24 protein-coding genes are annotated in these 25,259 nt (G+C 59.8%); 13 read left to right on the top strand and 11 right to left on the bottom strand.

Annotated features, from left to right (window positions below):
- Positions 1-42 precede the first annotated feature (42 nt).
- The gene (gene oadA, locus ACWNZ1_RS11785; protein ID WP_135847875.1) at positions 43-1,851 is read right to left on the bottom strand and encodes a sodium-extruding oxaloacetate decarboxylase subunit alpha; all 1,809 of its coding nucleotides are present in this window, start codon (positions 1,849-1,851) and stop codon (positions 43-45) included.
- Positions 1,852-1,863: 12 nt separating this feature from the next.
- Positions 1,864-3,279: an acetyl-CoA carboxylase biotin carboxylase subunit gene (locus ACWNZ1_RS11790; protein WP_025216234.1), complete on the bottom strand. Its 1,416-nt coding sequence runs from the start codon at positions 3,277-3,279 to the stop codon at positions 1,864-1,866.
- A gap of 187 nt (positions 3,280-3,466) precedes the next feature.
- On the opposite strand from ACWNZ1_RS11790, the gene ACWNZ1_RS11795 reads away from it, so the two are divergent.
- Positions 3,467-4,429: a LysR family transcriptional regulator gene (locus ACWNZ1_RS11795; protein ID WP_135847876.1), complete on the top strand. Its 963-nt coding sequence runs from the start codon at positions 3,467-3,469 to the stop codon at positions 4,427-4,429.
- Here the strand turns inward: ACWNZ1_RS11795 and ACWNZ1_RS11800 are convergent.
- Together ACWNZ1_RS11800 and hexR are read right to left on the bottom strand one after the other, a co-directional pair.
- A complete protein-coding gene (locus tag ACWNZ1_RS11800; RefSeq protein WP_135847877.1) occupies positions 4,371-4,580 on the bottom strand; it encodes a PA3496 family putative envelope integrity protein in 210 nt (69 codons plus the stop codon). The genes ACWNZ1_RS11795 and ACWNZ1_RS11800 overlap by 59 nt on opposite strands.
- Positions 4,581-4,737: 157 nt before the next feature.
- On the bottom strand, positions 4,738-5,604 hold the full coding sequence (gene hexR, locus ACWNZ1_RS11805; RefSeq protein ID WP_003187110.1) for a transcriptional regulator HexR: 867 nt from the start codon (positions 5,602-5,604) through the stop codon (positions 4,738-4,740).
- Between the two features lie 438 nt (positions 5,605-6,042).
- On the opposite strand from hexR, the gene ACWNZ1_RS11810 reads away from it, so the two are divergent.
- The gene (locus ACWNZ1_RS11810; protein ID WP_135847878.1) at positions 6,043-6,357 is read left to right on the top strand and encodes a hypothetical protein; all 315 of its coding nucleotides are present in this window, start codon (positions 6,043-6,045) and stop codon (positions 6,355-6,357) included.
- Positions 6,358-6,413: 56 nt separating this feature from the next.
- Here ACWNZ1_RS11810 and ACWNZ1_RS11815 read toward each other — a convergent pair whose 3' ends face one another.
- Positions 6,414-9,284 (bottom strand): putative bifunctional diguanylate cyclase/phosphodiesterase, encoded by a 2,871-nt coding sequence (locus ACWNZ1_RS11815; protein WP_256453965.1) that lies wholly within the window; start codon positions 9,282-9,284, stop codon positions 6,414-6,416.
- A gap of 261 nt (positions 9,285-9,545) precedes the next feature.
- Between ACWNZ1_RS11815 and uvrD the strand changes: the two genes are divergently transcribed.
- The 3 genes from uvrD (at position 9,546) to ACWNZ1_RS11830 (ending at position 13,390) form a co-directional block, all read left to right on the top strand.
- Positions 9,546-11,729, top strand: coding sequence for a DNA helicase II (gene uvrD / locus ACWNZ1_RS11820; RefSeq protein WP_135847880.1), 2,184 nt, complete (start codon positions 9,546-9,548; stop codon positions 11,727-11,729).
- 239 nt (positions 11,730-11,968) lie between these two features.
- A complete protein-coding gene (locus ACWNZ1_RS11825) occupies positions 11,969-12,844 on the top strand; it encodes a Tim44 domain-containing protein (protein WP_135847881.1) in 876 nt (291 codons plus the stop codon).
- Between the two features lie 138 nt (positions 12,845-12,982).
- Positions 12,983-13,390, top strand: coding sequence for an SMI1/KNR4 family protein (locus ACWNZ1_RS11830; protein WP_135847882.1), 408 nt, complete (start codon positions 12,983-12,985; stop codon positions 13,388-13,390).
- A gap of 22 nt (positions 13,391-13,412) precedes the next feature.
- Here the strand turns inward: ACWNZ1_RS11830 and ACWNZ1_RS11835 are convergent, their stop codons facing one another.
- On the bottom strand, positions 13,413-15,176 hold the full coding sequence (locus tag ACWNZ1_RS11835; protein ID WP_135847883.1) for a cation:proton antiporter: 1,764 nt from the start codon (positions 15,174-15,176) through the stop codon (positions 13,413-13,415).
- 258 nt (positions 15,177-15,434) lie between these two features.
- On the opposite strand from ACWNZ1_RS11835, the gene ACWNZ1_RS11840 reads away from it, so the two are divergent.
- Entirely contained in the window at positions 15,435-15,920 is a 486-nt protein-coding gene (locus ACWNZ1_RS11840; protein WP_256453966.1) for an acyl-CoA thioesterase, read from the top strand.
- 137 nt (positions 15,921-16,057) lie between these two features.
- On the opposite strand, the gene pdxY is transcribed toward ACWNZ1_RS11840, so the two are convergent.
- On the bottom strand, positions 16,058-16,930 hold the full coding sequence (gene pdxY, locus ACWNZ1_RS11845) for a pyridoxal kinase PdxY (RefSeq protein ID WP_256453967.1): 873 nt from the start codon (positions 16,928-16,930) through the stop codon (positions 16,058-16,060).
- A gap of 119 nt (positions 16,931-17,049) precedes the next feature.
- Between pdxY and ACWNZ1_RS11850 the strand changes: the two genes are divergently transcribed.
- On the top strand, positions 17,050-17,472 hold the full coding sequence (locus tag ACWNZ1_RS11850; RefSeq protein WP_456027646.1) for a DUF3301 domain-containing protein: 423 nt from the start codon (positions 17,050-17,052) through the stop codon (positions 17,470-17,472).
- 12 nt (positions 17,473-17,484) lie between these two features.
- Here ACWNZ1_RS11850 and ACWNZ1_RS11855 read toward each other — a convergent pair whose 3' ends face one another.
- Positions 17,485-18,450, bottom strand: coding sequence for a CobW family GTP-binding protein (locus ACWNZ1_RS11855; RefSeq protein ID WP_135847887.1), 966 nt, complete (start codon positions 18,448-18,450; stop codon positions 17,485-17,487).
- A 27-nt stretch (positions 18,451-18,477) separates the two neighbouring features.
- Here ACWNZ1_RS11855 and ACWNZ1_RS11860 point away from each other — a divergent pair, with 27 nt between their 5' ends.
- Entirely contained in the window at positions 18,478-18,831 is a 354-nt protein-coding gene (locus ACWNZ1_RS11860) for an NADH:ubiquinone oxidoreductase (protein WP_135847888.1), read from the top strand.
- Here ACWNZ1_RS11860 and ACWNZ1_RS11865 read toward each other — a convergent pair.
- Both ACWNZ1_RS11865 and zigA read right to left on the bottom strand, forming a co-directional pair.
- Positions 18,828-19,478 (bottom strand): DUF1826 domain-containing protein, encoded by a 651-nt coding sequence (locus ACWNZ1_RS11865; protein ID WP_135848086.1) that lies wholly within the window; start codon positions 19,476-19,478, stop codon positions 18,828-18,830. The two genes, ACWNZ1_RS11860 and ACWNZ1_RS11865, sit on opposite strands and share 4 nt — an antisense overlap.
- Entirely contained in the window at positions 19,478-20,689 is a 1,212-nt protein-coding gene (gene zigA, locus ACWNZ1_RS11870; RefSeq protein ID WP_135847889.1) for a zinc metallochaperone GTPase ZigA, read from the bottom strand. Before zigA ends, ACWNZ1_RS11865 begins: the two co-directional genes overlap by 1 nt.
- A gap of 159 nt (positions 20,690-20,848) precedes the next feature.
- Between zigA and ACWNZ1_RS11875 the strand changes: the two genes are divergently transcribed.
- The 5 genes from ACWNZ1_RS11875 to ACWNZ1_RS11895 all read left to right on the top strand — a co-directional run bounded on the left by ACWNZ1_RS11875 (position 20,849) and on the right by ACWNZ1_RS11895 (position 24,675).
- Positions 20,849-21,247 carry a glutamine synthetase gene (locus tag ACWNZ1_RS11875; protein ID WP_135847890.1) on the top strand — a complete coding sequence of 133 codons (399 nt, stop codon included), beginning with the start codon at positions 20,849-20,851 and terminating at the stop codon, positions 21,245-21,247.
- Positions 21,248-21,360: 113 nt separating this feature from the next.
- Positions 21,361-22,257, top strand: coding sequence for a GTP cyclohydrolase FolE2 (folE2, locus tag ACWNZ1_RS11880; RefSeq protein ID WP_280944976.1), 897 nt, complete (start codon positions 21,361-21,363; stop codon positions 22,255-22,257).
- Complete coding sequence (locus tag ACWNZ1_RS11885) at positions 22,254-22,922, top strand: metal ABC transporter ATP-binding protein (protein ID WP_256453968.1); 669 nt, start codon at positions 22,254-22,256, stop codon at positions 22,920-22,922. Before folE2 ends, ACWNZ1_RS11885 begins: the two co-directional genes overlap by 4 nt.
- The gene (locus ACWNZ1_RS11890; protein WP_135847893.1) at positions 22,922-23,788 is read left to right on the top strand and encodes a metal ABC transporter permease; all 867 of its coding nucleotides are present in this window, start codon (positions 22,922-22,924) and stop codon (positions 23,786-23,788) included. The genes ACWNZ1_RS11885 and ACWNZ1_RS11890 overlap by 1 nt, the downstream gene beginning before the upstream one ends.
- An 11-nt stretch (positions 23,789-23,799) precedes the next feature.
- Positions 23,800-24,675 (top strand): metal ABC transporter substrate-binding protein, encoded by an 876-nt coding sequence (locus tag ACWNZ1_RS11895; RefSeq protein WP_256453969.1) that lies wholly within the window; start codon positions 23,800-23,802, stop codon positions 24,673-24,675.
- Positions 24,676-24,728: 53 nt separating this feature from the next.
- On the opposite strand, the gene ACWNZ1_RS11900 is transcribed toward ACWNZ1_RS11895, so the two are convergent.
- Positions 24,729-25,250 (bottom strand): DUF3617 domain-containing protein, encoded by a 522-nt coding sequence (locus ACWNZ1_RS11900; RefSeq protein WP_135847895.1) that lies wholly within the window; start codon positions 25,248-25,250, stop codon positions 24,729-24,731.
- Between the last annotated feature and the right edge of the window lie 9 nt (positions 25,251-25,259).

The raw sequence follows: 25,259 nt of genomic DNA on the forward strand, positions 1-25,259 counted from the left end.
CATGCCCCCCCGAGGTTAAAAGGTTGTATCGAGGCTGTTAACTCAGCCTTCGATCTCGATCAGGATCTCGCCCGGATTGACCCGGTCGCCCTTGGCCACATGAATAGCGGTGACCTTGCCGGCGATGGCCGCCTGCACTTCGGTTTCCATCTTCATGGCTTCGGTGATGAGCACCGCTTGGCCGGCCTTCACCACGTCGCCCTCCTTGACCAGCACATCAACGATGTTGCCCGGCATGGTGGTGCTGACGTGGCCCGGCGCAGTGGCTTGCTTGCGCTTGCTGCTGCCGCCGCCGACAAATTCATTGAGCGGTTCGAACACGACCTCTTCGGGCATGCCGTCGATGGACAGGTAGAAGTGACGCTTGCCTTCGGCCTTGACGCCCACACCGGTGATATCAACGCGGTAGGTTTCGCCGTGAACGTCGATGACGAACTCGGTCGGCACACCTTCGCCGCCCGCCGAGCTCACACTGCCCGCCTCAGGAATAGGCAACAGCACTTCTGGCGTCAGGGTGCCGGCTTCCCGTTCTTCGAGGAACTTGCGCCCGATGTCCGGGAACATGGCGTAGGTCAGTACGTCTTCTTCGGATTTGGCCAGCGCGCCGATCTCGCCGCGCAGCTTGGTCATTTCCGGCTTGAGCAGGTCAGCCGGACGCACGTCGATCACGTCTTCGCTGCCGATGGCCTGACGGCGCAGCTTCTCATTGACCAAACCCGGCGCCTTGCCGTAGCCGCCCTGCAAGTAGAGCTTCACTTCATTGGTGATGGTCTTGTAGCGCTCGCCGGCCAACACGTTGAAAAACGCCTGGGTACCGACGATCTGCGAGGTCGGGGTCACCAACGGCGGGAAGCCGAGGTCTTCGCGCACTCGCGGAATTTCCGCCAGCACTTCGTTCATCCGGTTCAGCGCGCCCTGCTCTTTCAACTGGTTGGCCAGGTTGGAAATCATCCCGCCCGGTACCTGGTTGACCTGGACCCGGGTGTCCACCGCGGTGAACTCGCTTTCGAACTGGTGGTACTTTTTGCGCACGGCATAGAAATACAGGCCGATTTCCTGGAGCAATTCCAGATTCAGGCCGGTGTCGAACTCGCTGCCCTTGAGGGCCGCGACCATCGATTCGGTGCCCGGATGGCTGGTGCCCCAGGCGAAGCTGGAGATGGCGGTATCGATGTGATCGGCGCCGTTTTCGATCGCCTTGAGCTGGCACATCGCGGCCAGGCCGGCGGTGTCATGGGAATGGATGAATACCGGCAACGACTGCTCGGTCTTCAGTGCCTTCACCAGCTCGCCAGTGGCGTATGGGGTCAGCAGGCCGGCCATGTCCTTGATCGCCACTGAGTCGCAACCCATGGCTTCCATCTGTTTGGCTTGGGCCACGAAAGCTTCAATGGTGTGCACCGGGCTGGTGGTGTAGGCGATGGTGCCCTGGGCGTGCTTGCCAGCGGCCTTTACCGCTTCGATGGCAACCCGCAGGTTACGCACGTCGTTCATCGCATCGAAAATACGGAACACATCAATGCCGTTGACCGCAGCCTTGGCCACGAACGCCTTGACCACGTCATCGCTGTAATGGCGATAGCCCAGCAGGTTCTGGCCGCGCAGCAGCATTTGCAGACGGGTGTTGGGCAGCGCCGCACGCAGTTGGCGCAGGCGTTCCCACGGGTCTTCCTTCAGGAAGCGCACGCAGGCATCGAACGTCGCGCCGCCCCAGACTTCCAGCGACCAATAGCCGACTTTGTCGAGCTTGTCGCAAATCGGCAGCATGTCTTCGGTGCGCATGCGGGTGGCAAGCAGCGATTGGTGGGCGTCGCGCAGGATTGTGTCGGTAACAAAGATCTTCTTGGACATGGTCATACTTCCTTACAGGCCTGCGTGGGCGGCAATGGCGGCGGCGATGGCCAGGGCCAGCTCTTCGGGTTTGCGCTTGATCGAGTAGTTGGTCAGTTCAGGATGGCTTTCGACGAAGCTGGTATTGAACTGGCCGCTGCGAAATTCCGGATTGCGCAGGATCTCCTGGTAATACGCGGCGGTGGTCTTGACCCCTTGCAGGCGCATGTCGTCCAAAGCCCGCAAGCCACGGTCCATGGCTTCTTCCCATGTCAACGCCCAGACCACCAGTTTCAGGCACATCGAATCGTAGAACGGTGGAATGGTGTAGCCGGTGTAGATCGCCGTATCGGTGCGCACGCCCGGGCCGCCAGGGGCGTAGTAGCGGGTGATCTTGCCGAAGCTGGGCAGGAAGTTGTTTTTCGGGTCCTCGGCGTTGATCCGAAATTGCAACGCAAAACCACGGTGCAGAATGTCTTCCTGCTTGACCGACAGCGGCAGCCCGGAGGCGATGCGGATCTGTTCGCGGACAATGTCGATACCAGTGATTTCTTCGGTGATGGTGTGTTCCACCTGCACCCGGGTGTTCATCTCCATGAAGTACACCTCGCCCTCGGCGAGCAGGAACTCCACGGTGCCGGCGTTCTCGTAGCCCACCGCCTTGGCGGCGCGCACCGACAAATCGCCGATGTAGGCGCGTTGCTCGGGTGTCAGTTGCGGGCTGGGGGCGATTTCGATCAGCTTCTGGTTGCGCCGCTGGATCGAGCAGTCACGCTCGAACAGATGCACCACGTTACCGAAGCTGTCACCGAGGATCTGCGCCTCAATGTGCTTGGGATTGACGATGCATTTTTCCAGGAACACTTCCGCCGAGCCGAACGCCTTGGTCGCTTCGGAGATGACCCGCGGGAAGGCCTGTTCGAGTTCTTCACGGCTGTTGCAGCGACGGATACCACGACCGCCGCCACCGGAGGTGGCCTTGAGCATCACCGGATAACCAATGCGGTCACCTTCGGTCAGGGCTTCTTCGATGCCCGACACGTTGCCTTCGGTACCTGGCGTAACCGGCACACCGGCCTTGATCATGCTGCGGCGTGCTTCGGTCTTGTCACCCATGCGGCGAATGACTTCCGCCGACGGGCCAATGAATTTGATTCCGCGTTCGGCACAGATGTCTGCCAGCTCGGCATTTTCCGAAAGGAAGCCGTAACCGGGGTGCAATGCATCGCAGCCGGTTTCCACCGCCAGGTTCACCAGTTTTCGCGGGTTGAGATAGCCGGCCAGCGGATCGGCGCCGATGCTGTGGGCCTCGTCCGCACGCTTGACATGCAAGGCATGGCGGTCAGCGTCGGAATAGACCGCGACCGAGCGAATGCCCATCTCGGCGCACGCGCGCACGATTCGAACGGCAATCTCACCACGGTTGGCGATCAGGATCTTTGTTATCAATTGGAGGTTCCCTTGAGCCGGTGGTACCACGACCTGGTGTCCAGGCCGACGCGTGACCAGATGTAACAATTGGTCGCAGCTCCACACTAGTCCTGGCTGGGGATTAACAAAAATGAATATTTATTGGGTCGCGCATAAGTAAAGACTTATAGTTGTGCTACCCGCTTCGCTCTCGAGTGCTTAGACAATGCGTAAGTCATTGATGCGTATGACATTGCGTCAATTGCAGATTTTCAACGAGGTGTGCGACCTGAGGTCCTACAGCCGTGCAGCTGACGAAATGTCTCTCACACAACCGGCCGTTAGCCTACAGATTCGATCCCTTGAAGAGCTGATTGGCCAGCCACTGTTCGAATACGTCGGCAAAAAACTCTACATGACCGAAGCCGCCGAAGCGCTGCAACGCGCCAGCCGGGACATCTTCGGGCGCCTGGAAAACCTCGACATGCAGCTCTCGGACATGCAGGGTTCGCTGCAAGGGCAGCTCAAGCTTGCAGTGGAGTCCAGCGCCAAGTATTTCGTGCCGCACCTGTTCGCCGCGTTCAAGCGCCAACATCCGGAGGTCAACCTCAACCTCACGGTGGTCAATCGCGGGCAGGTCATTCGACGACTTTCGGACAACCGTGATGACCTGGTCATCATGTCCATGGTGCCTCAGGACATGGGGCTGGAGTTCTTGCCGTTTCTCAACAATCCGATCGTAGCCGTGGCACCGCCCGATCATCCGCTGTGCCATATGGGCCCGCTGCGCCTGCAGGATCTGGAGCCGTATACGCTGCTGTTGCGCGAACCGGGGTCAGGCACGCGGCAGGCCTGTGAGGAGTATTTCAAGGAGAAACGGGTGCACTTTACCCAGACACTGGAAGTGGCATCGGCCGAGGCCCAACGCGAATGCGTGGTGGCCGGGCTGGGCGTGGCGCTGTTGACGCGCCACGCCGTGAGCCGGGAGCTGTCGTCCGGCGCACTCATCGAGTTGCCGGTGGAGGAACTGCCGCTGTACCGCAGTTGGTGCCTGGTACAGGCCCGAGCAAAACGCTTGTCACCGGTGGCTCATGCCTTCCTGGCATTCGTTCGCGGTGAACGCGCTCAGATCATTGGCCTGGTTGAGCGTTTCGACGGGAAGCCGCCGGCGATGCCTGCCAGTAGTTGAACTCTGCCGCGTCGGGAAATTCGCTGATTTCTGCCAGGAGCTGACGCTGCTCGTAGCGGTCTTCGATCGCACGACGAAACGCCATGCGGCGCTGGTCTTCCTGCTGACGACGGGTTTTGACGGCGCTGCGTTCTTCGTAGGACTGGGTCATGTCGAGTCTCCCAAGACGTATACGGGAGCTTTACGATGAAGGCATGCGATGACGGTTTGGCGGCGCGAGCGTTACAGAACGATGAATTCGCAAATGCCCCCTGTAGCGAGGAGCAAGCTCCCTCGCCACAAAAGCCCTCGACCTCAGGACTTAGGCATCAGTCGTCCAACGCTTTTACCGACTTGGGCGACAGCCGCAGGCTACGAAGGCTGCGCTTCACGCTCTTGAGATGGTTGACCAGGCTCGGGCCGCGCGCCATGGCGACGCCCATCGCCAGCACATCGATCACCACCAGGTGCGCGATGCGCGAGGTCAGCGGCGTGTAGATTTCGGTGTCTTCATGTACGTCGATGGCCAGGTTAACCGTCGAGAGCTCGGCCAATGGCGTCTGGCTTGGGCACAAGGTAATCAGCGAGGCACCGCTTTCGCGCACCAGGTTGGCGGTGATCAACAAGTCTTTGGAACGCCCCGATTGGGAGATGCAGATCGCCACATCGGTGGGCTTCAACGTCACCGCCGACATCGCCTGCATGTGCGGGTCGGAATAGGCCGCTGCCGTGAGCAGCAAGCGGAAAAACTTGTGCTGGGCATCGGCCGCCACCGCGCCCGAAGCACCGAAGCCATAGAATTCGACACGCTGGGCCTGGGACATCGCCGTGACGGCTTTTTGCAACGCCACCGGATCAAGCTTCTCGCGCACCTCCATCAGCGTGTGCAAGGTCGTGTCGAAGATTTTCAGGCTGTAATCCGCGACCGAGTCGTCCTCATGGATCGCAAACTGGCCAAAGCTCGCACCAGCCGCAAGGCTTTGCGCCAACTTGAGTTTCAGGTCCTGGAAACCTGAACAACCGATGGCCCGGCAGAAACGCACGATGGTCGGTTCGCTGATGCCGACGCTGTGGGCAAGGTCAGCCATGGAGCTGTGCATCACGGCCGCAGGATCAAGCAATACGTGATCGGCGACTTTCAGCTCCGACTTGCGCAGCAGGTGGCGTGACTGGGCGATGTGTTGCAACAGGTTCAAGGGACTGGACTCTTGTTATTGGCAGCTGCCGGGATGTAGCAAGCTTGTAGTTATACTACAAGAATCGGCTCTTTGCCCGCCCCAATACGTAACCGAATCAGCTTGCCACCCCTTGTTTTCGCGGAGAGCGCTTCATGTAGCCATCCGGGCCGGCTGTGACAAGGGAGAAAACTCACTCATCCCTGGACCGGGCACTCCTTCGCCCCCCCTTATCTTCCGAAAACGGCTGACGAGTCAGATAGCTTGCGCGTATAAAAATAAATACAAACCCGCCCTATATATTTTCCCACAGCGACTCAGTTTCATGACGCACTTACAACAGACCATGCACACATACGCTTTCAAATTCTCACTATTTATCTCTTTCCCAAGCGGCAGCACATACTTATATTGGCGACGCAGGACGCAACTTACTATCCACTACAGGAGTTATCTAACATGGCTATTAATACCAAAGACTGGACAGCCCAAATCGACCGTATGCCCGGCGCAGCTTCTTTCCGCGCCTCTGGAACGGTAGAGGTATCGAACAGTGGCATCACACCAAAGCTGGTCCTGAGTGAAAAACAGGATAAATCCTTCGATCTGCGCCTGGATTTGGTACTCGAACAAAGTGAAGAAGTTTCGCTACAAGTGATCACGCACAAACATGTCGAGTATAAAGTTCTCGGTGATTCTAACGTAACCGGCGTCAGCATCTTCTTCGAAGATGAACTCGTTCATCATATTGATGAAGTCATCATCACGCATTAATACATAATAAGCTTCCCGTCGGAGCGACACCGGGCGTGACACTCCGGCGGGAAGCCTCATTCCAAGCGCTGCTCTCGCAGCAGTTGGGCCAGGCCCTCGGCCTCAACCGGCCGGCTGATGAGGTAGCCCTGGACCTCGTCGCAGCGTTCGGCCTCCAGAAACTCAAGCTGCTCCTGGCGCTCGACACCTTCGGCCACTACCTTGAGCGACAACCCATGGGCCATTGCAATGATCGCCCGGGTAATCGCCGCATCCTCTCCCCCCTCTTCCAACCCACGAATGAACGCCTGGTCGATCTTCACGTAGTCCACCGGGATGCGCTTGAGGTAACTCAGGGACGAGTAGCCGGTGCCAAAATCATCGATCGCCAGCTTGACCCCAAGGTCGCGCAGTTGCTGGAACGTCGCAATGATGTGTTCAACGCTGTCGAGCAATTGGCTCTCGGTCAGCTCCAGTTCCAGGTATTGGGGTTCCAGGCCGGTTTCTTCCAGCACTTGTCGCACCAGGCTGACCAGCTTGCCCTGGCGCAGCTGATGCACCGACAGGTTGACCGACACCCTGATCGGCGCAAGGCCCTGGCGCTGCCATTCGCACGCCTGCCAACAGGCCTGGCGCAACACGAACTCGCCAATCGGCCCGATCAGCCCGGTCTCTTCCGCCAGGCCAATGAAATCTACCGGCGGGACCTCGCCCATGACCGGATGATCCCAGCGCACCAATGCCTCAGCGGCGTTCAAGCGCCCGGTCGCCAGGCACAACTTGGGCTGGTAGAAAACCTTCAACTGCTGCTCTTCGAGGGCCTTGCGTAGCTGATTCTCCAGCTGCAGGCGCTCCAGCGTGCTGGCCTGGAGGCTGTCGGTGTAGAACTGGAAATTGTTGCCGCCCAGATGCTTGGCATGTTGCATGGCCATGTTTGCCTGGCTGACCAGCGTGGAAATTTCCCGCGCGTTATCGGGCAGCATACTGATACCGATGGAGGCACTGACCACCAGTTCATGGCCTTCGATGGTCAGCGGCAGGCGCAGCTTGGCGGACAAACGGGTCGTCACCCGCGCCAGGCTGGAAAGGTTGCCATAGGCATCGAACAGCACGGCGAACTCATCGCCGGACAATCGAGCGATGGTGTCGGCTTCGGGCAGTGCATTGATCAGGCGCCGGGCCATTTTCTGCAACAGCTGGTCGGCAATGTCGTGGCCGAGGCTGTCGTTGAGCAGTTTGAAGCGGTCCAGGTTGATATGCAGCAACGCCAGGCTGCGCCGTCCGCCTTGGCGCACCCGCTGGTGAGCCTCGTGCAGGCGCTCGCGGAACAGCGAGCGATTGGCCAAGCCGGTCAGTTCGTCGTAATGCGTGAGGTAGCGCATCCGCTCTTCGGATTCGCGTCGAGCCGACAGATCGGCGAAGAAGCCCACTATATGGCTGGTATTTCCCCGAGTGTCGCGCACTACGTTCAGTTGCAGCCACTGCGGATACAGTTCGCCATTGGCCCGCGCTTCGACCAGTTCACCCTGCCAGGTACCGTGCTGCTTGAGGGCTTGGCGAATGACGGGGTAGTGCCGGCGCGCATCACGACTGCACGGCAGGTCCACCACGTTGTGCCCTAGCATGTCTTCGATATTGAAGCCGGTGACCCGCGTGAACGCCTGATTGGCGGCGAGCAGCGCGAAGCTCGGATCGAAAATCACGATGCCCTCGCTGGCGGCCTCGAATACCGTGGCCGCCAGCTGTTGTTGCTGCTCGAGCTCTTTACTGGCGCTGATGTCTCGCCGGGTGCCAACCATGCGCAGCACCCGCCCACTCGCGCTGCGCTCCACGGCCCGGCCGCGGTCTTCGATCCACACCCAATGACCGTCGCCGTGTCGCACACGATATTCGATCTGGTAATCCTCGCTGCGACCCTTGAGGTGTTCGACCAACGCACGCTTGAGGGCCGGCAGGTCCTGGGGATGCAGGCGCGGCTTGAGATGACTGAGCATAGCGGTGACAAATTCGGGCTCCAGGCCGAACAGCTCCTTGAGTTGGGTGTGGTGGACTTCGTCGGTCTGCAGGTTCCAGTCCCACAAACCCAGCTCACTGGCCTTGAGCGCCAGGGCCAGACGCGCCTCACTCTTGCTCAGGGCCTGGCTGGCCGCCTCCAACTCAAGGCTGCGCTGCGCTACCCGCGCCTCCAGACCAACTTGGGCCACCCGCAGTTTTTCCTCGGCAGAGCGACGTTGTTCGACTTCACGACCCAGCGCCTCATTGAGCTGTGCGCTGCGGGCTTGCGCCTGCTGCCAATGCTCGATCAGCGCCTGGTTCTGGAACCGCCGCAACAGGCCATTTTGGATCAGCCGGTTGACCTGCCAGGCCACCACACTCAGCGAAACTAATACCACCAGCCCAAGCCAGCCCCACCCGCGCTGCTGCTCATCACCGCCCCAGAAGAGATAGCCGATAGCCGGCAACAGGCACGGCAAGGTAAAGGACAGAAACGCCGGAAGACTCACGGCATAGGCGACGCTGGCCGACAGGGTGGCCGCGCCAATCAGGCCGAACACCCAGGCCTGCTGCTGGAAGCTGTCGGCCGGAACGAGGGCGATGCCAGCCCCGGCCAGCGTCAGGCCGGTCATCGCCGAGCCGAGCAAAAACATACGCAACCAGACAGGGTGTGCCTGACGGCTGGGCATCGCCGAATCGAAGGCGGCCACCTGAATCACCCGCAACGCCACCAGTGACAGCAACCAGACCAGCCAGACGCTGACCAGAACATAGCGCGCCGGCTCCCATAGCAGAGCGGCGCAGACCAGGCCGTTGACCAGCATGAACAGCGTGGGCAGCAACGAGCCCTGATACAGCAGACGTGTGCGTTCGACCGCCATTTCCATGGCGTACTGCTTGCAGATGACCCGCGGTTCCACACAGGGGCCCGCCAGATCGGAATTGAGGGTCATAGGCACTTGTTCTTGTTCTTATTCAGTGGAGCATGGAGAACCCGAAACGAGCACCGAGCATACACAAGCCAAACGCCATCCCACACTGCCCCAGCTCATAAAAGTGCGGAAAAAGTCGCTATTTTATTGGGCGGCGTGGCCTTCAAGCGAGCCCCGCCAGGGTCTGTAGCCGATGACCAACCGGTCATCATCGACCGGTCTTTTATCGGCGGATGCAAAGCTCGGTTTGCCCGAGGTGACGCCGCACCCTAGAATGCCCCGATGCGCGATGACCTCTCCCTTCTGCTGAACTCCCTCAACGATGCCCAACGCCAGGCCGTAGCTGCCTCCGTGGGTCGTCAGTTGGTCCTGGCCGGTGCCGGCTCCGGTAAGACCCGAGTGCTGGTGCACCGTATCGCCTGGTTGATCCAGGTCGAGAACGCCTCGCCCCATTCGATCCTGTCGGTGACCTTCACCAACAAGGCCGCTGCCGAGATGCGCCATCGCATCGAGCAGTTGATGGGCATCAACCCGGCCGGCATGTGGGTCGGTACCTTCCACGGCCTGGCGCACCGCTTGTTGCGGGCGCACTGGCAGGAAGCCGGCCTGAGCCAGACCTTCCAGATCCTGGACAGCGACGACCAGCAACGCCTGGTCAAGCGAGTGATCCGCGAACTGGGCCTGGACGAACAGCGCTGGCCAGCCCGTCAGGCCCAATGGTTCATCAATGGCCAGAAAGACGAAGGCCTGCGCCCACAACATATCCAGGCCAGCGGCGACCTGTTCCTGGCGACCATGCGCAGCATCTACGAAGCTTACGAGGCGGCATGCCAGCGCGCAGGCGTCATCGACTTTTCCGAGCTGCTGCTGCGTGCGCTGGATCTGTGGCGCGATCACCCGGGCCTGCTGGCTCATTATCAGAAGCGCTTCCGGCATGTATTGGTGGACGAATTCCAGGACACCAACGCCGTGCAATACGCCTGGTTGCGCCTGCTGGCCAAGGGTGGCGACAGCCTGATGGTGGTGGGCGACGACGACCAGTCGATCTACGGCTGGCGCGGCGCCAAAATCGAGAATATCCACCAGTACTCGGCGGACTTTCCTGACGCCGAAGTCATCCGCCTGGAACAGAATTATCGCTCCACCGCCGGTATCCTCAAGGCTGCCAACGCCCTGATCGCCAACAATACCGGGCGCTTGGGCAAGGAGTTGTGGACCGATGGCGGCGAAGGCGAAGCGATCAACCTCTACGCCGCCTTCAACGAACACGACGAAGCCCGCTACGTGGTGGAAACCATCGAAAGTGCGCTGAAAACCGGCTTGGCCCGCAGCGACATCGCCATCCTGTATCGCTCCAACGCCCAGTCGCGGGTACTGGAAGAGGCCTTGTTGCGCGAACGGATCCCGTACCGTATCTACGGCGGCCAGCGCTTCTTCGAGCGCGCCGAAATCAAGAACGCCATGGCTTACCTGCGCCTGCTCGAAGGGCGTGGCAACGATGCGGCCCTGGAGCGGGTGATCAACGTGCCAACCCGGGGCATCGGCGAAAAAACCGTCGAAGCGATTCGCGATCACGCCCGCCACAGCCATGTGTCCATGTGGGAAGCCATACGTCAGCTGGTCACCAACAAAGGCGTGACCGGGCGCGCCGCCGGTGCACTGAAGGCCTTCATGGACCTGATTGAAGACCTCGCCGCCAAGTGCGGGGAGATGCCGCTGCACTTGATGACCCAGACGGTCATCGAGCAGTCCGGTCTGATCGCCTACCATGAAGCCGAAAAGGGTGAAAAAGGCCAGGCCCGGGTGGAAAACCTTGAGGAACTGGTCAGCGCCGCGCGCAACTTCGAGAACACCGAAGAAGACGCAGACCTGTCACCACTCTCGGCCTTCCTGGGCCATGCCTCCCTGGAGGCCGGCGACACCCAGGCCGACGAACACGAAGACAGTATCCAACTGATGACCCTGCACAGCGCCAAGGGCCTGGAATTCCCCTACGTATTCCTCGTGGGCATGGAAGAAGGCCTGTTCCCCCACAAGATGAGCCTGGAAGAACCGGGGCGTCTGGAAGAGGAACGGCGGCTGGCCTACGTCGGCATCACTCGCGCCATGCAGAATCTGGTGCTGACCTACGCCGAAACCCGACGCTTGTACGGCAGCGAGACCTACAACAAGGTGTCACGCTTCGTACGCGAAGTGCCGAAAGGCCTGATTCAGGAAGTGCGGCTGTCCAACAGCGTCAGCCGTCCATTCGGTGGCGGCCAGCAACAAAGCACCAGCAGCCTGTTCGGCGGCAGCGATATCCCGGAAACCGGCTTCAGCCTCGGCCAGACCGTGCGGCATTCAGTATTCGGCGATGGGGTGATCCTCAACTTCGAAGGCGCCGGGGCCCAGGCCAGGGTGCAGGTGAACTTCAGCGAAGGCAGCAAGTGGCTGATGCTGGGGTATGCCAAGCTGGAAGCGATCTAGAGATTTGTGCAGGACCCTGTGGGAGCAAACTCGCTCCCACAGTTGTTCTGGGGGACGTCAAAACATTTCCGATAGAACTTGTTCCTCTTTCCTACAGCCCAAAGCGAACAGGCCCTCTTGCGCGGCTGAAGCTGAACCTCACCTGTCACGCAAAAGCCCGAAACACTCTGCCGCTAGCCAGCAACAGTTCAGCTGTGCAACATGGCGCGCGTGCTATCCACAAATGGGAATGCCTTTATATGAAACGTTTTCTTAGCATCGCCATGGCGTTGTGCATCGGCCTGACGATGGCCATCGACGCCAATGCCGCCAAGCGCTTTGGCGGTGGTAAAAGTTCGGGCGCAGCCCCGACTCACCAGACCAGCCAGATGGCGCCGTCCTCCGCCGCCGGGTCCACCGCTGCTACCGCAGGCGCGGCCGGTGCCGCTGGCGCTGCCACCAAGGCCAGCGGTGCTTCGCGCTGGCTCGGCCCTCTGGCCGGTATCGCCGCCGGCGGCCTGCTCGCGTCCATGTTCATGGGCGACGGCTTCCAGGGCATGCAGATCTTCGACATCCTGATCATGGCGGTCATCGCCTTCCTGGTCTTCCGCTTCATTGCCGCCCGTCGTCGCAAGCAGCAGGAGCAATTGGCTCCGGCCGGTCATGCACCGATGCAACGTGAAGTGTTCAACCAGCAACCGGCCAGCGGTTCGATTTTCGGTGGTTCGGCAGCGCCAGTGGCCGCCCGTCCGGTCATCAACGCGCCAGCCTGGTTCAACGAAGAGCGCTTCGTCGAAGCTGCGCGCAGCCATTTCATGTCCCTGCAGCAACACTGGGATGCGAACGAAATGGACAAGATCTCTGAGTTCGTGACCCCGCAACTGCTGGAATTCCTCAAGCGCGAGCGGGCCGAACTGGGCGATGGCTTCCAGTCGACCTACATCGACAATCTGCAAGTACAACTGGACGGCGTCGACGATCGCGCCGACAAGACCATCGCCACCCTGACCTTCAGCGGTGTGTCGAAGGACTCGCGCTTCGACAAGGGCGAAGCGTTCAGCGAAAGCTGGAACATGGAACGTGCCCAAGGCGATGACCAGCCTTGGCTGGTGGCCGGTATCCGCCAGAACAGTTAAACCTCTGCGCGTTTTGCATGTTGAAATAAAAGAACCCCGGCTCAGGCCGGGGTTTTCTATTTCGCGGTTGCATCTATAGCGAGCTACTGTATAAACCGCTCCATATAAACCGCGCCATCGAGAAAGAGGATCCCGGACGTGGAAGAAATCATCGAACAATTGCGTGAAGCCAACGAACCCGTACCGGTTCCGCTGGAGTTGCCTGACGAAGATTTGTTGGTAGAGATCGAAGAACAGCTGTTCATCGATATCCCGTTCGTCTTCAGGGAGTTTTTGCTCACCGTCAGCGATGTCGTCTATGGCAGCCTGGAGCCGGTGACCGTCACCGATCCCCAATCCCACACCTATCTGCCGGATGTGGCCGCCAATGCCTGGGATGCCGGTGTGGAGCGCAGCCTGATCCCGATCTGCCAGGACGGTGACGATTATTATTGCGTCGAAGAAGACGGCACTGTGGTGCTGTGGCAGGCCGAGGAAGAACTGATTGCCGAGGAAACCTGGGAATCCGTCTGGCACTGGGCGCGGGACGTCTGGTTGGAAAGCTGATCCACCAGCGCCCCGCCGCGGGTCAATGCCCGGACGACTCCTTGTGATTGTCCAGGGTTTCCAACAAGGCCACCTGCATCCGCGTATGCAGGCGGATGAACCAGCGCCAGAGCAAGGCTGCGACGGCAATCGCCACCACTGCAATCAACACCAGCAACTTGTTGGTCGGCAAGATGCTGGCCGACAAGGCCGCCAATAGCAGGAAAATAACCAGCAACGAGAGGATCGGGATCACTTCGGCGATCACTCGACGCACACGCTGGGTATGGCGGCCGGCCATCTCCGGCTTGACGCTCATCTCTGCCAGCAGCATCGACAGTGCCTTGAGCTTGCGATACGCGGCGATCAGAAACGGTAGCGATAGCAATAACGCCCCACCCCAGATCAATGCTTTCTGCCAGCTCGGGTCGCTGATCCACATTTGCAGGTAAGCCGACATCCGCTCGGCAAAAAAACCACCCGAAACAAAAATCGCGATGACCAGTGCAAGGTTGACTCCGACCTGTAGCAGGATCCGCCGGATCATCGAGGCCACCACCGCTCCCTCCCCGTGGGGTTGGATGCTGCGCAGCCATTCACCATACATCCCCAGCACCCGCGTCAGCCGTTGCGGCATGACCGTCGCCAACTTGACGGACAACGGGTCGGCAGCCCGGATCAGGTAAGGCGTCAGCAGTGTTGTCAACACCGAGACCGCGACGGCGACCGGATAGAGGAAATCACTGGTGACCTGCAGGGTCATCCCCAGCGACGCGATGATGAAGGAGAATTCGCCAATCTGCGAAAGCCCCATCCCGACTCGCAGTGAGGTGCGTCCGTCGTTGCCAGCGATAAAGGCACCGAGGCCGCAGGACAGCATCTTGCCAAGGACCACTGCGCCAGTGATCACGGCGATCGGCCAGGCGTACTGCAGCAATATCGCCGGATCGAGCATCAGCCCGATGGCCACGAAGAAAATCGCGCTGAACAGATCGCGTACCGGCTCCACCAGTCGTTCGACTTTCTGCAGTTGCCGGGACTCGGCCATGATCGCACCGATCAGGAATGCCCCGAGCACCATGCTGTACTCCAGTTTCACCACCAACAGGCAGAAACCGAAACACAGGCCCAGCACAGTGATCAGCAGCATTTCGTTGCTATCGAACTTTGCCACGTAGGCCAGTAGCCTCGGCACCAGCAGAATGCCAATGACCAGCGCGACGATCATGAACAGCGACAACTTGCCGACTGTGGAAAACACCTCGCCGGAGCTCACCGTGCCACTGACGGCAATGCTCGACAGCAAGGCGATGATGCCAATGCCCAGAATGTCCTCGACGATCAACACCCCGAAAATCAACTGTGCGAAGCGCTCGTTTTTCATCTTCAGGTCGTTGAGGGCCTTGACGATGATGGTGGTCGAGGAGATGGCCAGGATAGCGCCGAGGAACAGCGAGTCCATGGTGCTCCAGTCGAACCAGCGGCCAATTTCGTAGCCGATCCAGATCATCAGCACGATTTCGAGGAACGCCGCGATGAACGCGGTGGCGCCCACCTTGAACAACTTGCGCAGGCTGAATTCCAGGCCCAGGCAAAACATGAGGAAAATCACCCCGAGTTCGGCCAGTGTCTTGATCGTGTCTTCGTCGTGGATGAAACCGAACGGCGGCGTATGCGGGCCGATGATGAAGCCGGCCACGATATAGCCCAGGACCACCGGTTGTTTAAAACGATGAAAGAGAACGGTCACCAACCCCGCTGCCATCATGATGATTGCCAGGTCTTGAATGAAACTGATGGCATGCATGGTTTGGGGCTCCCTGTTCAAAATGACTCATCGCGGAGCTGGATAAGTCCGTTTCCTTTGTAGGAAAAGCCCTCGCAACGGCTTTTGAAGGGTAACACCGCGACTTCCGACAAAAAGTCAGTGCAATATATGGAAACAGATCCATCGGGGCGTGACGGCAGCCACAGGTGCGGCGTCCCGATATCGGTGGTTTTTAAAACCTTCCAGCACCCGCAGAGGTGCACTCCCGAAATTGCTGCCTTGAACCGTGAGTACGTTATGGAACCCGGAAACGCCCAGCTGTCGATGACGGTGTTAATGACCCCCGATATGGCCAACTTCTCTGGCAATGTCCATGGCGGCACCCTGCTCAAATACCTCGACGAAGTCGCCTATGCCTGTGCCAGCCGCTACGCCGGGCGCTATGTGGTGACGTTGTCGGTCGACCAGGTGATCTTCCGCGAGCCGATTCACGTCGGCGAGCTGGTGACCTTCCTGGCGTCGGTGAACTACACCGGCAACACGTCGATGGAAGTGGGCATCAAAGTCGTGACCGAAAATATTCGCGAACGCTCGGTACGCCACACCAACAGCTGCTTCTTCACCATGGTCGCGGTGGACGATCAGCGCAAACCCGCCACCGTCCCGCCGTTGCAACCGCAGAACGGGGAAGAAAAGCGTCGCTACGAACAAGCCCAGCAACGCCGGCAGATCCGCCAGGAACTGGAAAAGCGTTACCAGGAGATCAAGGCGGACGGGCCTTAACAGACAGATGAAAACCAAATGTGGGAGCGAGCTTGCTCACGATGGCGATATCACAGCCAACATTTATGTTGAATGTGATGCCCCCATCGCGAGCAAGCCCGCTCCCACAGGGATTTGCAGCATTTCCACGGGTGCGATCAAAGGCTGATCGGCACAGCCTCAAACCGCACCCGCGGATGGGCGATCCGGTCCTGGGCGCGGACCAGTTCCAACTCGTAGCTGGCACACGCCTGAGTCTCCAGCAACACTTCATGCACGGCGGCGGCGGTAAATTCGAACGCCGCCACCAGACTGTCGCCCAACAGTATCCGCGCCAGGAACAGCCCCGACGTCAGGTCCCCCACGCCCACCGGCTGGCGAGGGAAGGCCAGCAGCGGACGGCGCAGGTGCCAGCTGCCGTCAGCGGTCACCAGCAGCATTTCGAAGCTGTCATCGGGCTTGCCTGGGTAGGCCAGATGTTTGACCAGCACCGCCTTCGGTCCGCGGGCCAGTAGCGCGCGGGCCATGGCCAGGCAGTCCAGCAGCGACTGCGCCTTGCGCCCGGAGAAGCTGTCCAGCTCCAATTGGTTCGGGCACATGAGGTCCGCCACGGCCGCGGCCTCTTCCAGCAGAAACTGACTCACCTCGGGCGCTACGATGCAGCCCTTCTCCGGATGCCCCATGACCGGGTCGCACAGGTACAGCGCCTTGGGATTGGCGACCTTGATCCGCGCCACGCCCGTCAGAATCGCCCGCCCTTGAGCGGCGCTGCCCAGGTAACCGGACAGCACCGCATCACAGTTCCCCAGCTCACCGATCGCCGCAATGCCCTCTACCAATGCCGGTATTTGCTCAGGCGCAAGCACTTCCCCGGTCCATTGACCGTATTGGGTGTGATTGGAAAATTGCACGGTATTGAGCGGCCATACGTTCACCCCGACCCGCTGCATGGGAAACACGGCAGCGCTGTTGCCAGCGTGACCGAATACCACGTGAGACTGGATGGCAAGCAGATGAGGTGTACGTTTCATGCGGGAAGTTTCCGTAAAACGATTGAAATTCAAGCCGCGCAGTATGCGACTAAACGCAGCCTGTACGACAGACCAGCGACACAGTTAAGCTGACCGCAACTTGTTGGAGCACTTCGTTCATGCTGACCCTTGGAAATATTTTCGTGCTGATGCTGCTGGCCACTGGCTGCGCCTGGCTGTGGCACAACCACGGCTTGCGCGAGCGGGCCTTGGCGAGGGTCATGCAGCATTGCGCCAACCTCAAGATCGAGCTCCTGGACGGCAACGTGGCGCTGAAAAGGATCGGTTTCGTAAAAGATGCAAACGGCCGACGACGCCTGGCGCGTATCTATAATTTCGAATTTACCGTCACGGGTGAGACCCGCCATTCGGGCACCATTACCCAATTCGGTGCCCACAGCGCGCAAATCGAGCTGGCGCCCTACCCCATGCCGTTCGAAGAAACGCCCCAGGCGTCCATTGAAGCGGTCCAGACCAGGCCCCGGGCCGAAGTGATCGAGTTGAGTCAGTGGCGCCAGGAACACCACAAGTGGAAGCCTTGAAACAGCGCTGACTTATTCACAACGACAACTCGCCAGACCGGCCTGTAGAGCATCAACGTCTTGCGCCTCGGCGAAAATCAGTTCGATCCGTGAGTCCTGTCGCCACTCGCTGGTCCCCCAATCCAGGACCGCGCCCTCCAGTGCATTGGCTGAAACCCAGCCGTCCACGCTGTGGATAACCATCTTCGCGCGTTTCCAACCCCAGCCTTGCAGCCATTGAGTGAGCGCCGCCGTGTCGAACAACTGGCTCGGATGCCAGCGCCAGCCGATGCTCCAGCCACCTTCCTGCTGCTGATGCAGGCAGATCGGCAATCTCGGGTCGGTCCAGATGGCCGGCATGTAACCCACATCCTTGGGTAGCCTGAAGTTATCCACAACCCCACTTCCCCGAGTTGCAAGACCCGGCAGTCGATCCAGCGGCAACTCAGCCTGTTGCGTCCAATACAACGCAAGCGCCGGCAGTTGCGCCGTGATACGTGCTCGATCGATCTCAGAGAGCTTCTCGGACTTATTCAATACCAGCAGCCCGGCATCGGCCAAAGCACGCTGCTGCGCATCAGGCAGTGGTTTACCGTCCGCCATCGCCTGGGCATCCAGCACCAGCACGCCAGGTTGGACACTCAGCACGCCGAGCCATGGAGCCTCGTTCAATTGCCGCATCAGTTGCGCCGGATGGCCCAGCCCCGAAGGTTCGATAAACAAACGGTCTGGTCGCGCCTTGCGCAGCAATCGACCGAGACCAATCTGAAACGGCGCGCCGTTGACGCAACACAAACAGCCCCCGGCCACTTCGCCCAGTGCGATACCATCGGCGGCCTGGGTCAGCAACGCGGCATCCAGACCGATCTGGCCGAACTCGTTGATCAGCACCGCCCAGCGTTCATTGGCCGGACGCTGTGTCAGCAGATGCTTGATCAAGCTGGTCTTGCCAGCCCCCAAGGGGCCGGCGATGACATGGGTGGGAATGTTCTGCAACATAATCGACGGCTTTCGATGGAGGTGAAAATGCGGATGCTCGGCTGGTTGTTACTGGCATTGACGTCAAACCAGGCACTGGCCCAGGCTTGTGTGGTGCACAGTCAGGCGGAGCGGCTCGATGTAAAAGTCTGCCAGCAGAACCGCAACATCCCGCAGAAGTTGTTCGCCGACGGCTTCTGCCAGCCAAGCCTCGCCGGGCAAAAAGTCGAGGTGCAGTACGTCGATCAGTGCCCTGGCGGCGCGTTTGGCATCTGCAGCAACGCCCAGGTCGCCAATATGCCTTACCGCCAGGATATTCACTATTACGGCGTGGCCACTGACGCCGCTTATCTCCAGCCGTTTTGTGAAGGCCAAAGCCAGGGCAACTGGCTCAAACCTTAAGCCAGCCAATCCAGTGTGAGGATCAATCGGCGCTCCCCCGGGGCCGGTTCCGGCGAGCGGTGGATCAGGCCGAACCCTTCATTGCCGTGCCACTTCTCGCCTTTAAGCAACGCCACATCACCGCTGTAAAGCTGCTGGATCATCCGCGGATCGCCGGGCTCGGCTTCAGGCTGCGCCAAACATCGACGGTCCATGGCACTTTCCTTGAGCCACTGACTGCCGACACCGACATAAGTAGTGATTAGCCGCACCGGTACATGGTCAACGTGAAAGCGCGGACACATGGCCTTGTCCAGTGCGCGCAGACGCAGGCCGACACGTTTGGCGCCCAGCAGACAGGCAAACGCACTGACCAACCAGGCAACGTCGGCGATAAAGCCTTCGTAACCCTGCAGATCGCTGAACCCCGCGGCCAGGCCGTGCAGCGCCGGCTGAGTGTCGTCCTCCGGCAAGTCGAGCACCAGCGACTCAGCCAGCGGCTGCTCCATCGAAAGCACCATGGCCGCAAAGTCGCTGATATGCGCCGGAAGCTGACGTTGCCAGACAGCCAGGTTGGTGCCGTCCTCCAGAATTTGTGTCAGGATCCGTGGCGTTTCACCTTGGACCTGCCGCACCGGTGCAGCCCTATTCAGGCTGGGCGCCAGCATCACGCTGCGACCTCGTCGTCATGCCACGGGCCAAACGGGTCCGGCAGCAAGCGCCAACTTTCGACACCCAGGGCCATTTCCGCGTCGCTGAGCAGACAAGCGTCCAGTTCAGCGGTGAGCTGGGTGAAGTCGATGTCTTGTCCGATGAATACCAGCTCCTGGCGGCAATCGCCCGTGCTAGGCAGCCAGTTTTTCAGGATGGCAGCGCTACTTTCCTCATCCTGCGGCCACTGGTTTTTTGGCACAAACCGCCACCAGCGCCCGGCAAATCCGTGCCGCATCAAACCGCCGGCCTGAGACCAACTGCCCGCTTCCTCAGGTTTGCTGGCCAGCCAGAAGAACCCTTTGGAACGCAGGAGTTTGCCGTTGGTCCACGGACGGTCGATCAAACTGAAAAAACGCTGAGGATGAAACGGTCGGCGCGCCCGGTAGGCTGTCGAGGCGATGCCATATTCTTCGGTCTCGGGTACATGCTCGCCGCGCAGCTCCCGTAGCCAGCCAGGCGCTTGCGCGGCGCGTTCAAAGTCGAAAAGGCCGGTATCGAGAATGCGCCCCAAGGGGACCTGCCCCATGACCATGGGAATGATCTGCGCCTGGGCGTTGAGACGCTCCAGGATCGCAATCAATTCTTCCCGTTCGTCACGGCTGATCAGGTCGATTTTGCTGATTAAAATCACGTCGGCGAACTCGATCTGCTCGATCAGCAGGTCAGTAATCGAGCGCTCGTCTTCCTCGCCCAGGGTTTCGCCCCGGGACGCAAGGCTTTCGGCGGCCTGGAAATCCAGCAGGAAATTCACCCCATCAACCACCGTCACCATGGTGTCGAGCCGGGCAACATCGGCCAGGCTGCGACCCTCTTCATCACGAAACGTGAAGGTTTCCGCCACCGGCAAGGGTTCAGAAATACCCGTGGACTCGATCAGCAGATAATCGAAGCGCCCCTCCCTGGCGAGCTGGCCGACTTCTTCCAGCAAGTCCTCACGCAGCGTGCAGCAGATGCAGCCGTTGCTCATTTCCACCAGTTTCTCTTCGGAGCGGCTCAGGGTGACATCTCGCTGGACTTCGCTGCCATCGATGTTGATCTCGCTCATATCGTTGACGATTACGGCGACGCGTAAATTGTCGCGATTGCGCAGGACATAGTTGAGCAGCGTGCTTTTACCGGCACCAAGAAATCCGGAAAGCACGGTAACGGGGAGGCGATTGGGCATCAGGTATATCCTCATCGGGGCGGCCATTGCTGACGCTGTTCACGCGCGTTTTGGCTCGTTTTCAGGCTTGGGCTTGGATCATGCCTGGGTAGTTTTATGTTATAGTATAACAACACAATTCAGCCAACCCTGCCGCCCTCATTAGCCTGAGAACAATCGATGCACACTTGTCTGAAACTCGTATTAGCGAGCCCGTTGTTGCTGTTGGCGCTGAGCGCTTCGGCCCAAAGCCCGCTCTTGGCCAACTGCACCCGCAGTGCGAGCTTGCTGGCGTGCGTTGACGGGCAAGGTAATGCCTACAGCGTCGCAACAAGCGGAAACACCCTTTATCTGCGTGGTTTTGAAGCGGTCAGTCGTCGCCATTGGGCGCAAACGAACAGTCGTTACGGTCAAATCACTTTCTTCACAGGCTTGGCGTCCGATGGTGAAAGTTGGGTTGGATACAACCGACGAGTTGGCTGGACGACCATCAACCGCTTCTCCAGCGCAGGCGGTGGTGGTAGCGGCGGTGCGTTCATATGCGGCCGCATGAACGGTTGTCAGAGTTCGTCGCACTGATGTTTCACGTGGAACGTGGGAGTAAAGAAATGAAACTCCGTTCATGAAAGAGGTTTATTCGAATTTACTGTTATACTATAACATTAAATTCGAACCTATGATGGACCTTGCCCATGAATGCGTTAACGCTGCCAGATGTTGCTGCGCAGGCTTCACGCCAAGCTTTACCCCTCGATTGGGTAGGCATGTGTGGGATCGCCACACCGGTTTTGATCGACGGCCAGCGTCTGAGCGCGACGGCCGACGCAGGTGTCAGCCTCGACGACGGTGATGCTCGTGGCATCCATATGTCACGTTTGTATTTGGCGCTGGAAATACTTGAAGAAACACCTCTTTCTCCAGCGCTATTGCATCGCGTATTGCGGCAATTTCTCGATAGCCATGAAGGCCTGTCCCATTTTGCTTCCCTAAGCATCCACACCGATTTGTTGCTTAAACGTCCGGCGCTAATCAGCCCGCTGGCCGGCTGGAAGCGTTATCCCGTGAGTATTGAAGCGCACCTGAAATACGCAGTGTTCCACGTGGAACTGAAAATTCAGATCCCCTACTCGTCCACCTGCCCTTGCTCAGCGGCGCTCGCCCGACAGTTGATTCAGCAGCAATTCGTAGACGACTTCGCCAACCAAAGCCTCGAGCACGCTGAAATCCTGGCCTGGCTGGGCTCAGCAAACGGCATTGTCGCTACTCCCCACAGTCAACGCAGCATGGCCGCGTTGAATCTACGGCTGGACACCCATGTCGACGAATTGCCGCTGCTGTCTCTCATCAACGAGGCCGAAGCGGCCCTAGGCACTGCTGTGCAAACCGCAGTCAAACGCGCCGATGAGCAGGCGTTCGCGCTCGCCAACGGCCAAAACCTGATGTTCTGCGAAGACGCCGCTCGGCGATTGAGCACCGCCTTGAGGCGCTCATCCAGCATCACCGCCCTGGATGTACGCGTCGTCCACGCCGAGAGCCTGCATGCCCATGACGCCGTGGCCCAAAGCCGCTGGCAGCGGGAGGCATCATGATCCGTTGCCAAACCTTGCGCTGGGGTGCCCCTGGGCAACCTCTCACACCACCGCTGAATATGGAGCGGCCAGCGGGCAGCCTGACGGCCATCATCGGCGCCAACGGTTCGGGTAAGAGCAGCCTGCTGAAAGTACTCGCGGGGTTGCAAAAACCCCTGTCCGGGAAGGTCACGCTGGACGTCCCCCGCCGCGGCGGTGTCTCATTCCTGCCGCAGCAACAACATCTGGATCGGCAGTTCCCCATCAGCTTGCAGGAGTTGGTGGCCGCCGGCTCCTGGGGGAATAGGCACACACCCGCCATGCGCAGGCAACTGCTCCAGACAGCCTTGGACGACTGGGCTCTGGCGGGGCTGGAAAATCGTCCGTTGATGGCATTGTCTGGCGGCGAGTTACAACGCGCCCTGCTCGCTCGCCTGAGCCTGGCCGAAGCGCCGCTGCTGTTGCTCGACGAACCCCACGCGGCCCTCGACGAACAAGGCCAGGCGCTACTGTGGAAACACATCCATGGCTGGCACGCGGCAGGCAGAACCGTGGTGGTGGTTTGTCATGACCTGGCGGCGGTACGCGAACACATTCCTCACACATTGCTGGTCAGCCACGCCGGCTGCACGCTCAATCGCAGTGTCGACTTGATCGCCCAACAACCTCGCATGCGGGTGGCGTGATGCTCGCGGCCACCCATCTCTGGCAACCATTCCAGGAGTTCGTCTTCATGCGCCGGGCCTTGCTTGGCGGTCTGGTATTGGCGTGCAGCACAGCCCCGCTGGGAGTATTTCTGATTCTTCGACGTATGAGTCTGATCGGCGATGCCGTGGCTCACGGTATTTTGCCAGGCGCCGCCCTGGGTTTCTGGTTCGCTGGTTTGAGCCTGCCAGCCCTGACAATCGGTGGCCTCGGCGCGGGCCTGGGCATGGCCGGGCTGGCAGCCTGGATTACCCGGCGCACCGGTCTGCGGGAAGACGCCAGCCTCGCGGCGATTTATCCGATTTCCCTGGCAGCCGGCGTGTTGATCCTCGGCATGGCCGGCAAACGCCTGGATTTGCTTCACTTGCTGTTCGGCTCGGCACTGGCGGTAGACGGCCCGACACTCACCGGCATGCTCTGGGTTTCCGGGGCCAGCCTGGTGGCCATGGCGCTGATTTATCGGCCCCTATTGCTCGACACCCTGGATCCGCTGTTCCTGCAAACCGTCAGTCGCTTGGGCCCTTTGGCCCATGGCGTGTTTCTGACGTTGGTGGTGTTGAATCTGGTGATCGGCTTCCAGGCCATCGGTGCGCTGATGGTGGTCGGCCTGATGATGCTTCCGGCTGCCGCTTCGCGATTCTGGAGCCGGCGCCTGCCGATTCTAATGATGGTCGCGGCGCTGCTCGGTTGTCTTTCGGTGTGGCTGGGCCTGTTGCTGTCCTTCTATTTCTCGCTGCCCAGCGGACCGGCCATCGTACTGGTAGCCGGCGCGTTATATCTGTTGTCCGTGGTGTTCGGTCCGGTGCACGGTTTGTTGCGCCGCCCGCCTTTGCTCACATCCCAATGAGGTGTTTCCCGATGCGCGTCCTGCTCGTGCTGTTCAGTCTGATGCTGTCCATGTCCTTATCCGCCGCCGAAAAACTTCAGGTGGTAACCAGCTTCAGCATCCTCGCCGACATGACCCGACAGGTCGGTGGCGAGCATATCCAAATCACCAACATGGTCGGGCCGGACGCCGATGCGCACACTTACGAACCCACACCAGACGACGCCAAGGCGCTACTTCGCGCTAAGCTGATCATCAAGAATGGGCTGGGTTTCGAGCCATGGTTGGATCGCCTGGTCACCAGCACGGAAACCGGCGCCCCGGTGATCAGCGCCAGCCGCGGGGTGATCCCACGTTCGCTGGATGAAGATGGCGAGACCATCCCCGACCCTCACGCCTGGCACAACCTGGCAAACGCCGAACTGTATGTCAGCAACATCACCAAGGCACTGGAAGCGGCAGACCCGGCGAACAAGGCTGACTACGAACGCAACAGCCAGGCGTATCTGAAGAAGATCTACGCCCTGCTCGCCGAAGCCAAGGCCAAGCTCGGGGCCTTGCCGCCAGGCAATCGCAAGATCGTGACGTCTCACGATGCGTTCGGTTACTTGGGCCAGGCCTACGGTATCGAGTTCATGGCGCCTCAGGGGTTGTCCACTGAACGTGAACCTTCGGCTGCAGAAGTCGCCGCGTTGATCACCCAGATTCGCCAGGCGAAAGTCAAAGCGGTGTTCATGGAAAACATCAAGGATGCGCGCCTGCTCAAGCAGATCGCTGACGAAAGCGGCGCGCACATTGGCGGTACGCTGTACTCCGATGCCCTAGCGGCCAGTGGACCGGCCAGCACCTTCACGGGGCTGTTTGAATACAACCTCAATACGTTGTACGAGGCGTTGAGTCGGCCTTGATCGATCATGCGTGGGAGCAAGCTTTGCTCTCACGCTGTTACTACACATGAGGCTCAAGCCCTCGGCTTGACTGTCCCGCAATCCTGCCCGAGCCACACAGCCCGGGTGTCGAGGCTGCCGTTCTGCTGAATGCCGGTAGCGTTGAACGTGCCGTTGACCTTGGTGGTGAATTCACGATCGCTCTGGAACGTCGCGATGCCATTACCCTGGGCCTTCGGGCAGCTGAAGCGAAACTTCCACTGATTGCCAGTCCGGTCGGTGATCTGCTGTTTGCAACCCGATTGCGGGTCTTGCAGCGGGATATCATTGGTTTTGACCTGCTCCGGGGTCAGGCAAACCCGAATGCCTTTGCCGCCCATGGTGATGCCCTGCTTTTCCAGCATCGCCCGTTGCTCCGGGGTCATCTGGGTTTGCAACTGGCCGAGGATCAGTTGAAGGTCCGGCAGGTTCTGGTTATCGACTTTCATATTGCTCGTTGTCAGTTCCCACAAACCCGGTTGAAGCATCTGCGCCTGAGCCGCCATCGGAACCGACAAGCCAACCGCCAAGGCCAAACCCAGCAGACGAACATTCATTGCATAAAC

It is taken from the genome of Pseudomonas sp. CFBP 5748, from assembly GCF_053850495.1.

Bases quoted from the DNA above. Each gene is read 5' to 3' on its own strand.
- oadA (WP_135847875.1), bottom strand. From the start codon at position 1,851: ATGTCCAAGAAGATCTTTGTTACCGACACAATCCTGCGCGACGCCCAC.
- ACWNZ1_RS11795 (WP_135847876.1), top strand. From the start codon at position 3,467: ATGCGTAAGTCATTGATGCGTATGACATTGCGTCAATTGCAGATTTTC.
- ACWNZ1_RS11800 (WP_135847877.1), bottom strand. From the start codon at position 4,580: ATGACCCAGTCCTACGAAGAACGCAGCGCCGTCAAAACCCGTCGTCAG.
- ACWNZ1_RS11810 (WP_135847878.1), top strand. From the start codon at position 6,043: ATGGCTATTAATACCAAAGACTGGACAGCCCAAATCGACCGTATGCCC.
- ACWNZ1_RS11815 (WP_256453965.1), bottom strand. From the start codon at position 9,284: ATGACCCTCAATTCCGATCTGGCGGGCCCCTGTGTGGAACCGCGGGTC.
- uvrD (WP_135847880.1), top strand. From the start codon at position 9,546: ATGCGCGATGACCTCTCCCTTCTGCTGAACTCCCTCAACGATGCCCAA.
- ACWNZ1_RS11825 (WP_135847881.1), top strand. From the start codon at position 11,969: ATGAAACGTTTTCTTAGCATCGCCATGGCGTTGTGCATCGGCCTGACG.
- ACWNZ1_RS11835 (WP_135847883.1), bottom strand. From the start codon at position 15,176: ATGCATGCCATCAGTTTCATTCAAGACCTGGCAATCATCATGATGGCA.
- ACWNZ1_RS11840 (WP_256453966.1), top strand. From the start codon at position 15,435: ATGGAACCCGGAAACGCCCAGCTGTCGATGACGGTGTTAATGACCCCC.
- pdxY (WP_256453967.1), bottom strand. From the start codon at position 16,930: ATGAAACGTACACCTCATCTGCTTGCCATCCAGTCTCACGTGGTATTC.
- ACWNZ1_RS11850 (WP_456027646.1), top strand. From the start codon at position 17,050: ATGCTGACCCTTGGAAATATTTTCGTGCTGATGCTGCTGGCCACTGGC.
- ACWNZ1_RS11855 (WP_135847887.1), bottom strand. From the start codon at position 18,450: ATGTTGCAGAACATTCCCACCCATGTCATCGCCGGCCCCTTGGGGGCT.
- ACWNZ1_RS11860 (WP_135847888.1), top strand. From the start codon at position 18,478: ATGCGGATGCTCGGCTGGTTGTTACTGGCATTGACGTCAAACCAGGCA.
- ACWNZ1_RS11865 (WP_135848086.1), bottom strand. From the start codon at position 19,478: ATGCTGGCGCCCAGCCTGAATAGGGCTGCACCGGTGCGGCAGGTCCAA.
- zigA (WP_135847889.1), bottom strand. From the start codon at position 20,689: ATGCCCAATCGCCTCCCCGTTACCGTGCTTTCCGGATTTCTTGGTGCC.
- ACWNZ1_RS11875 (WP_135847890.1), top strand. From the start codon at position 20,849: ATGCACACTTGTCTGAAACTCGTATTAGCGAGCCCGTTGTTGCTGTTG.
- folE2 (WP_280944976.1), top strand. From the start codon at position 21,361: ATGAATGCGTTAACGCTGCCAGATGTTGCTGCGCAGGCTTCACGCCAA.
- ACWNZ1_RS11885 (WP_256453968.1), top strand. From the start codon at position 22,254: ATGATCCGTTGCCAAACCTTGCGCTGGGGTGCCCCTGGGCAACCTCTC.
- ACWNZ1_RS11890 (WP_135847893.1), top strand. From the start codon at position 22,922: ATGCTCGCGGCCACCCATCTCTGGCAACCATTCCAGGAGTTCGTCTTC.
- ACWNZ1_RS11895 (WP_256453969.1), top strand. From the start codon at position 23,800: ATGCGCGTCCTGCTCGTGCTGTTCAGTCTGATGCTGTCCATGTCCTTA.
- ACWNZ1_RS11900 (WP_135847895.1), bottom strand. From the start codon at position 25,250: ATGAATGTTCGTCTGCTGGGTTTGGCCTTGGCGGTTGGCTTGTCGGTT.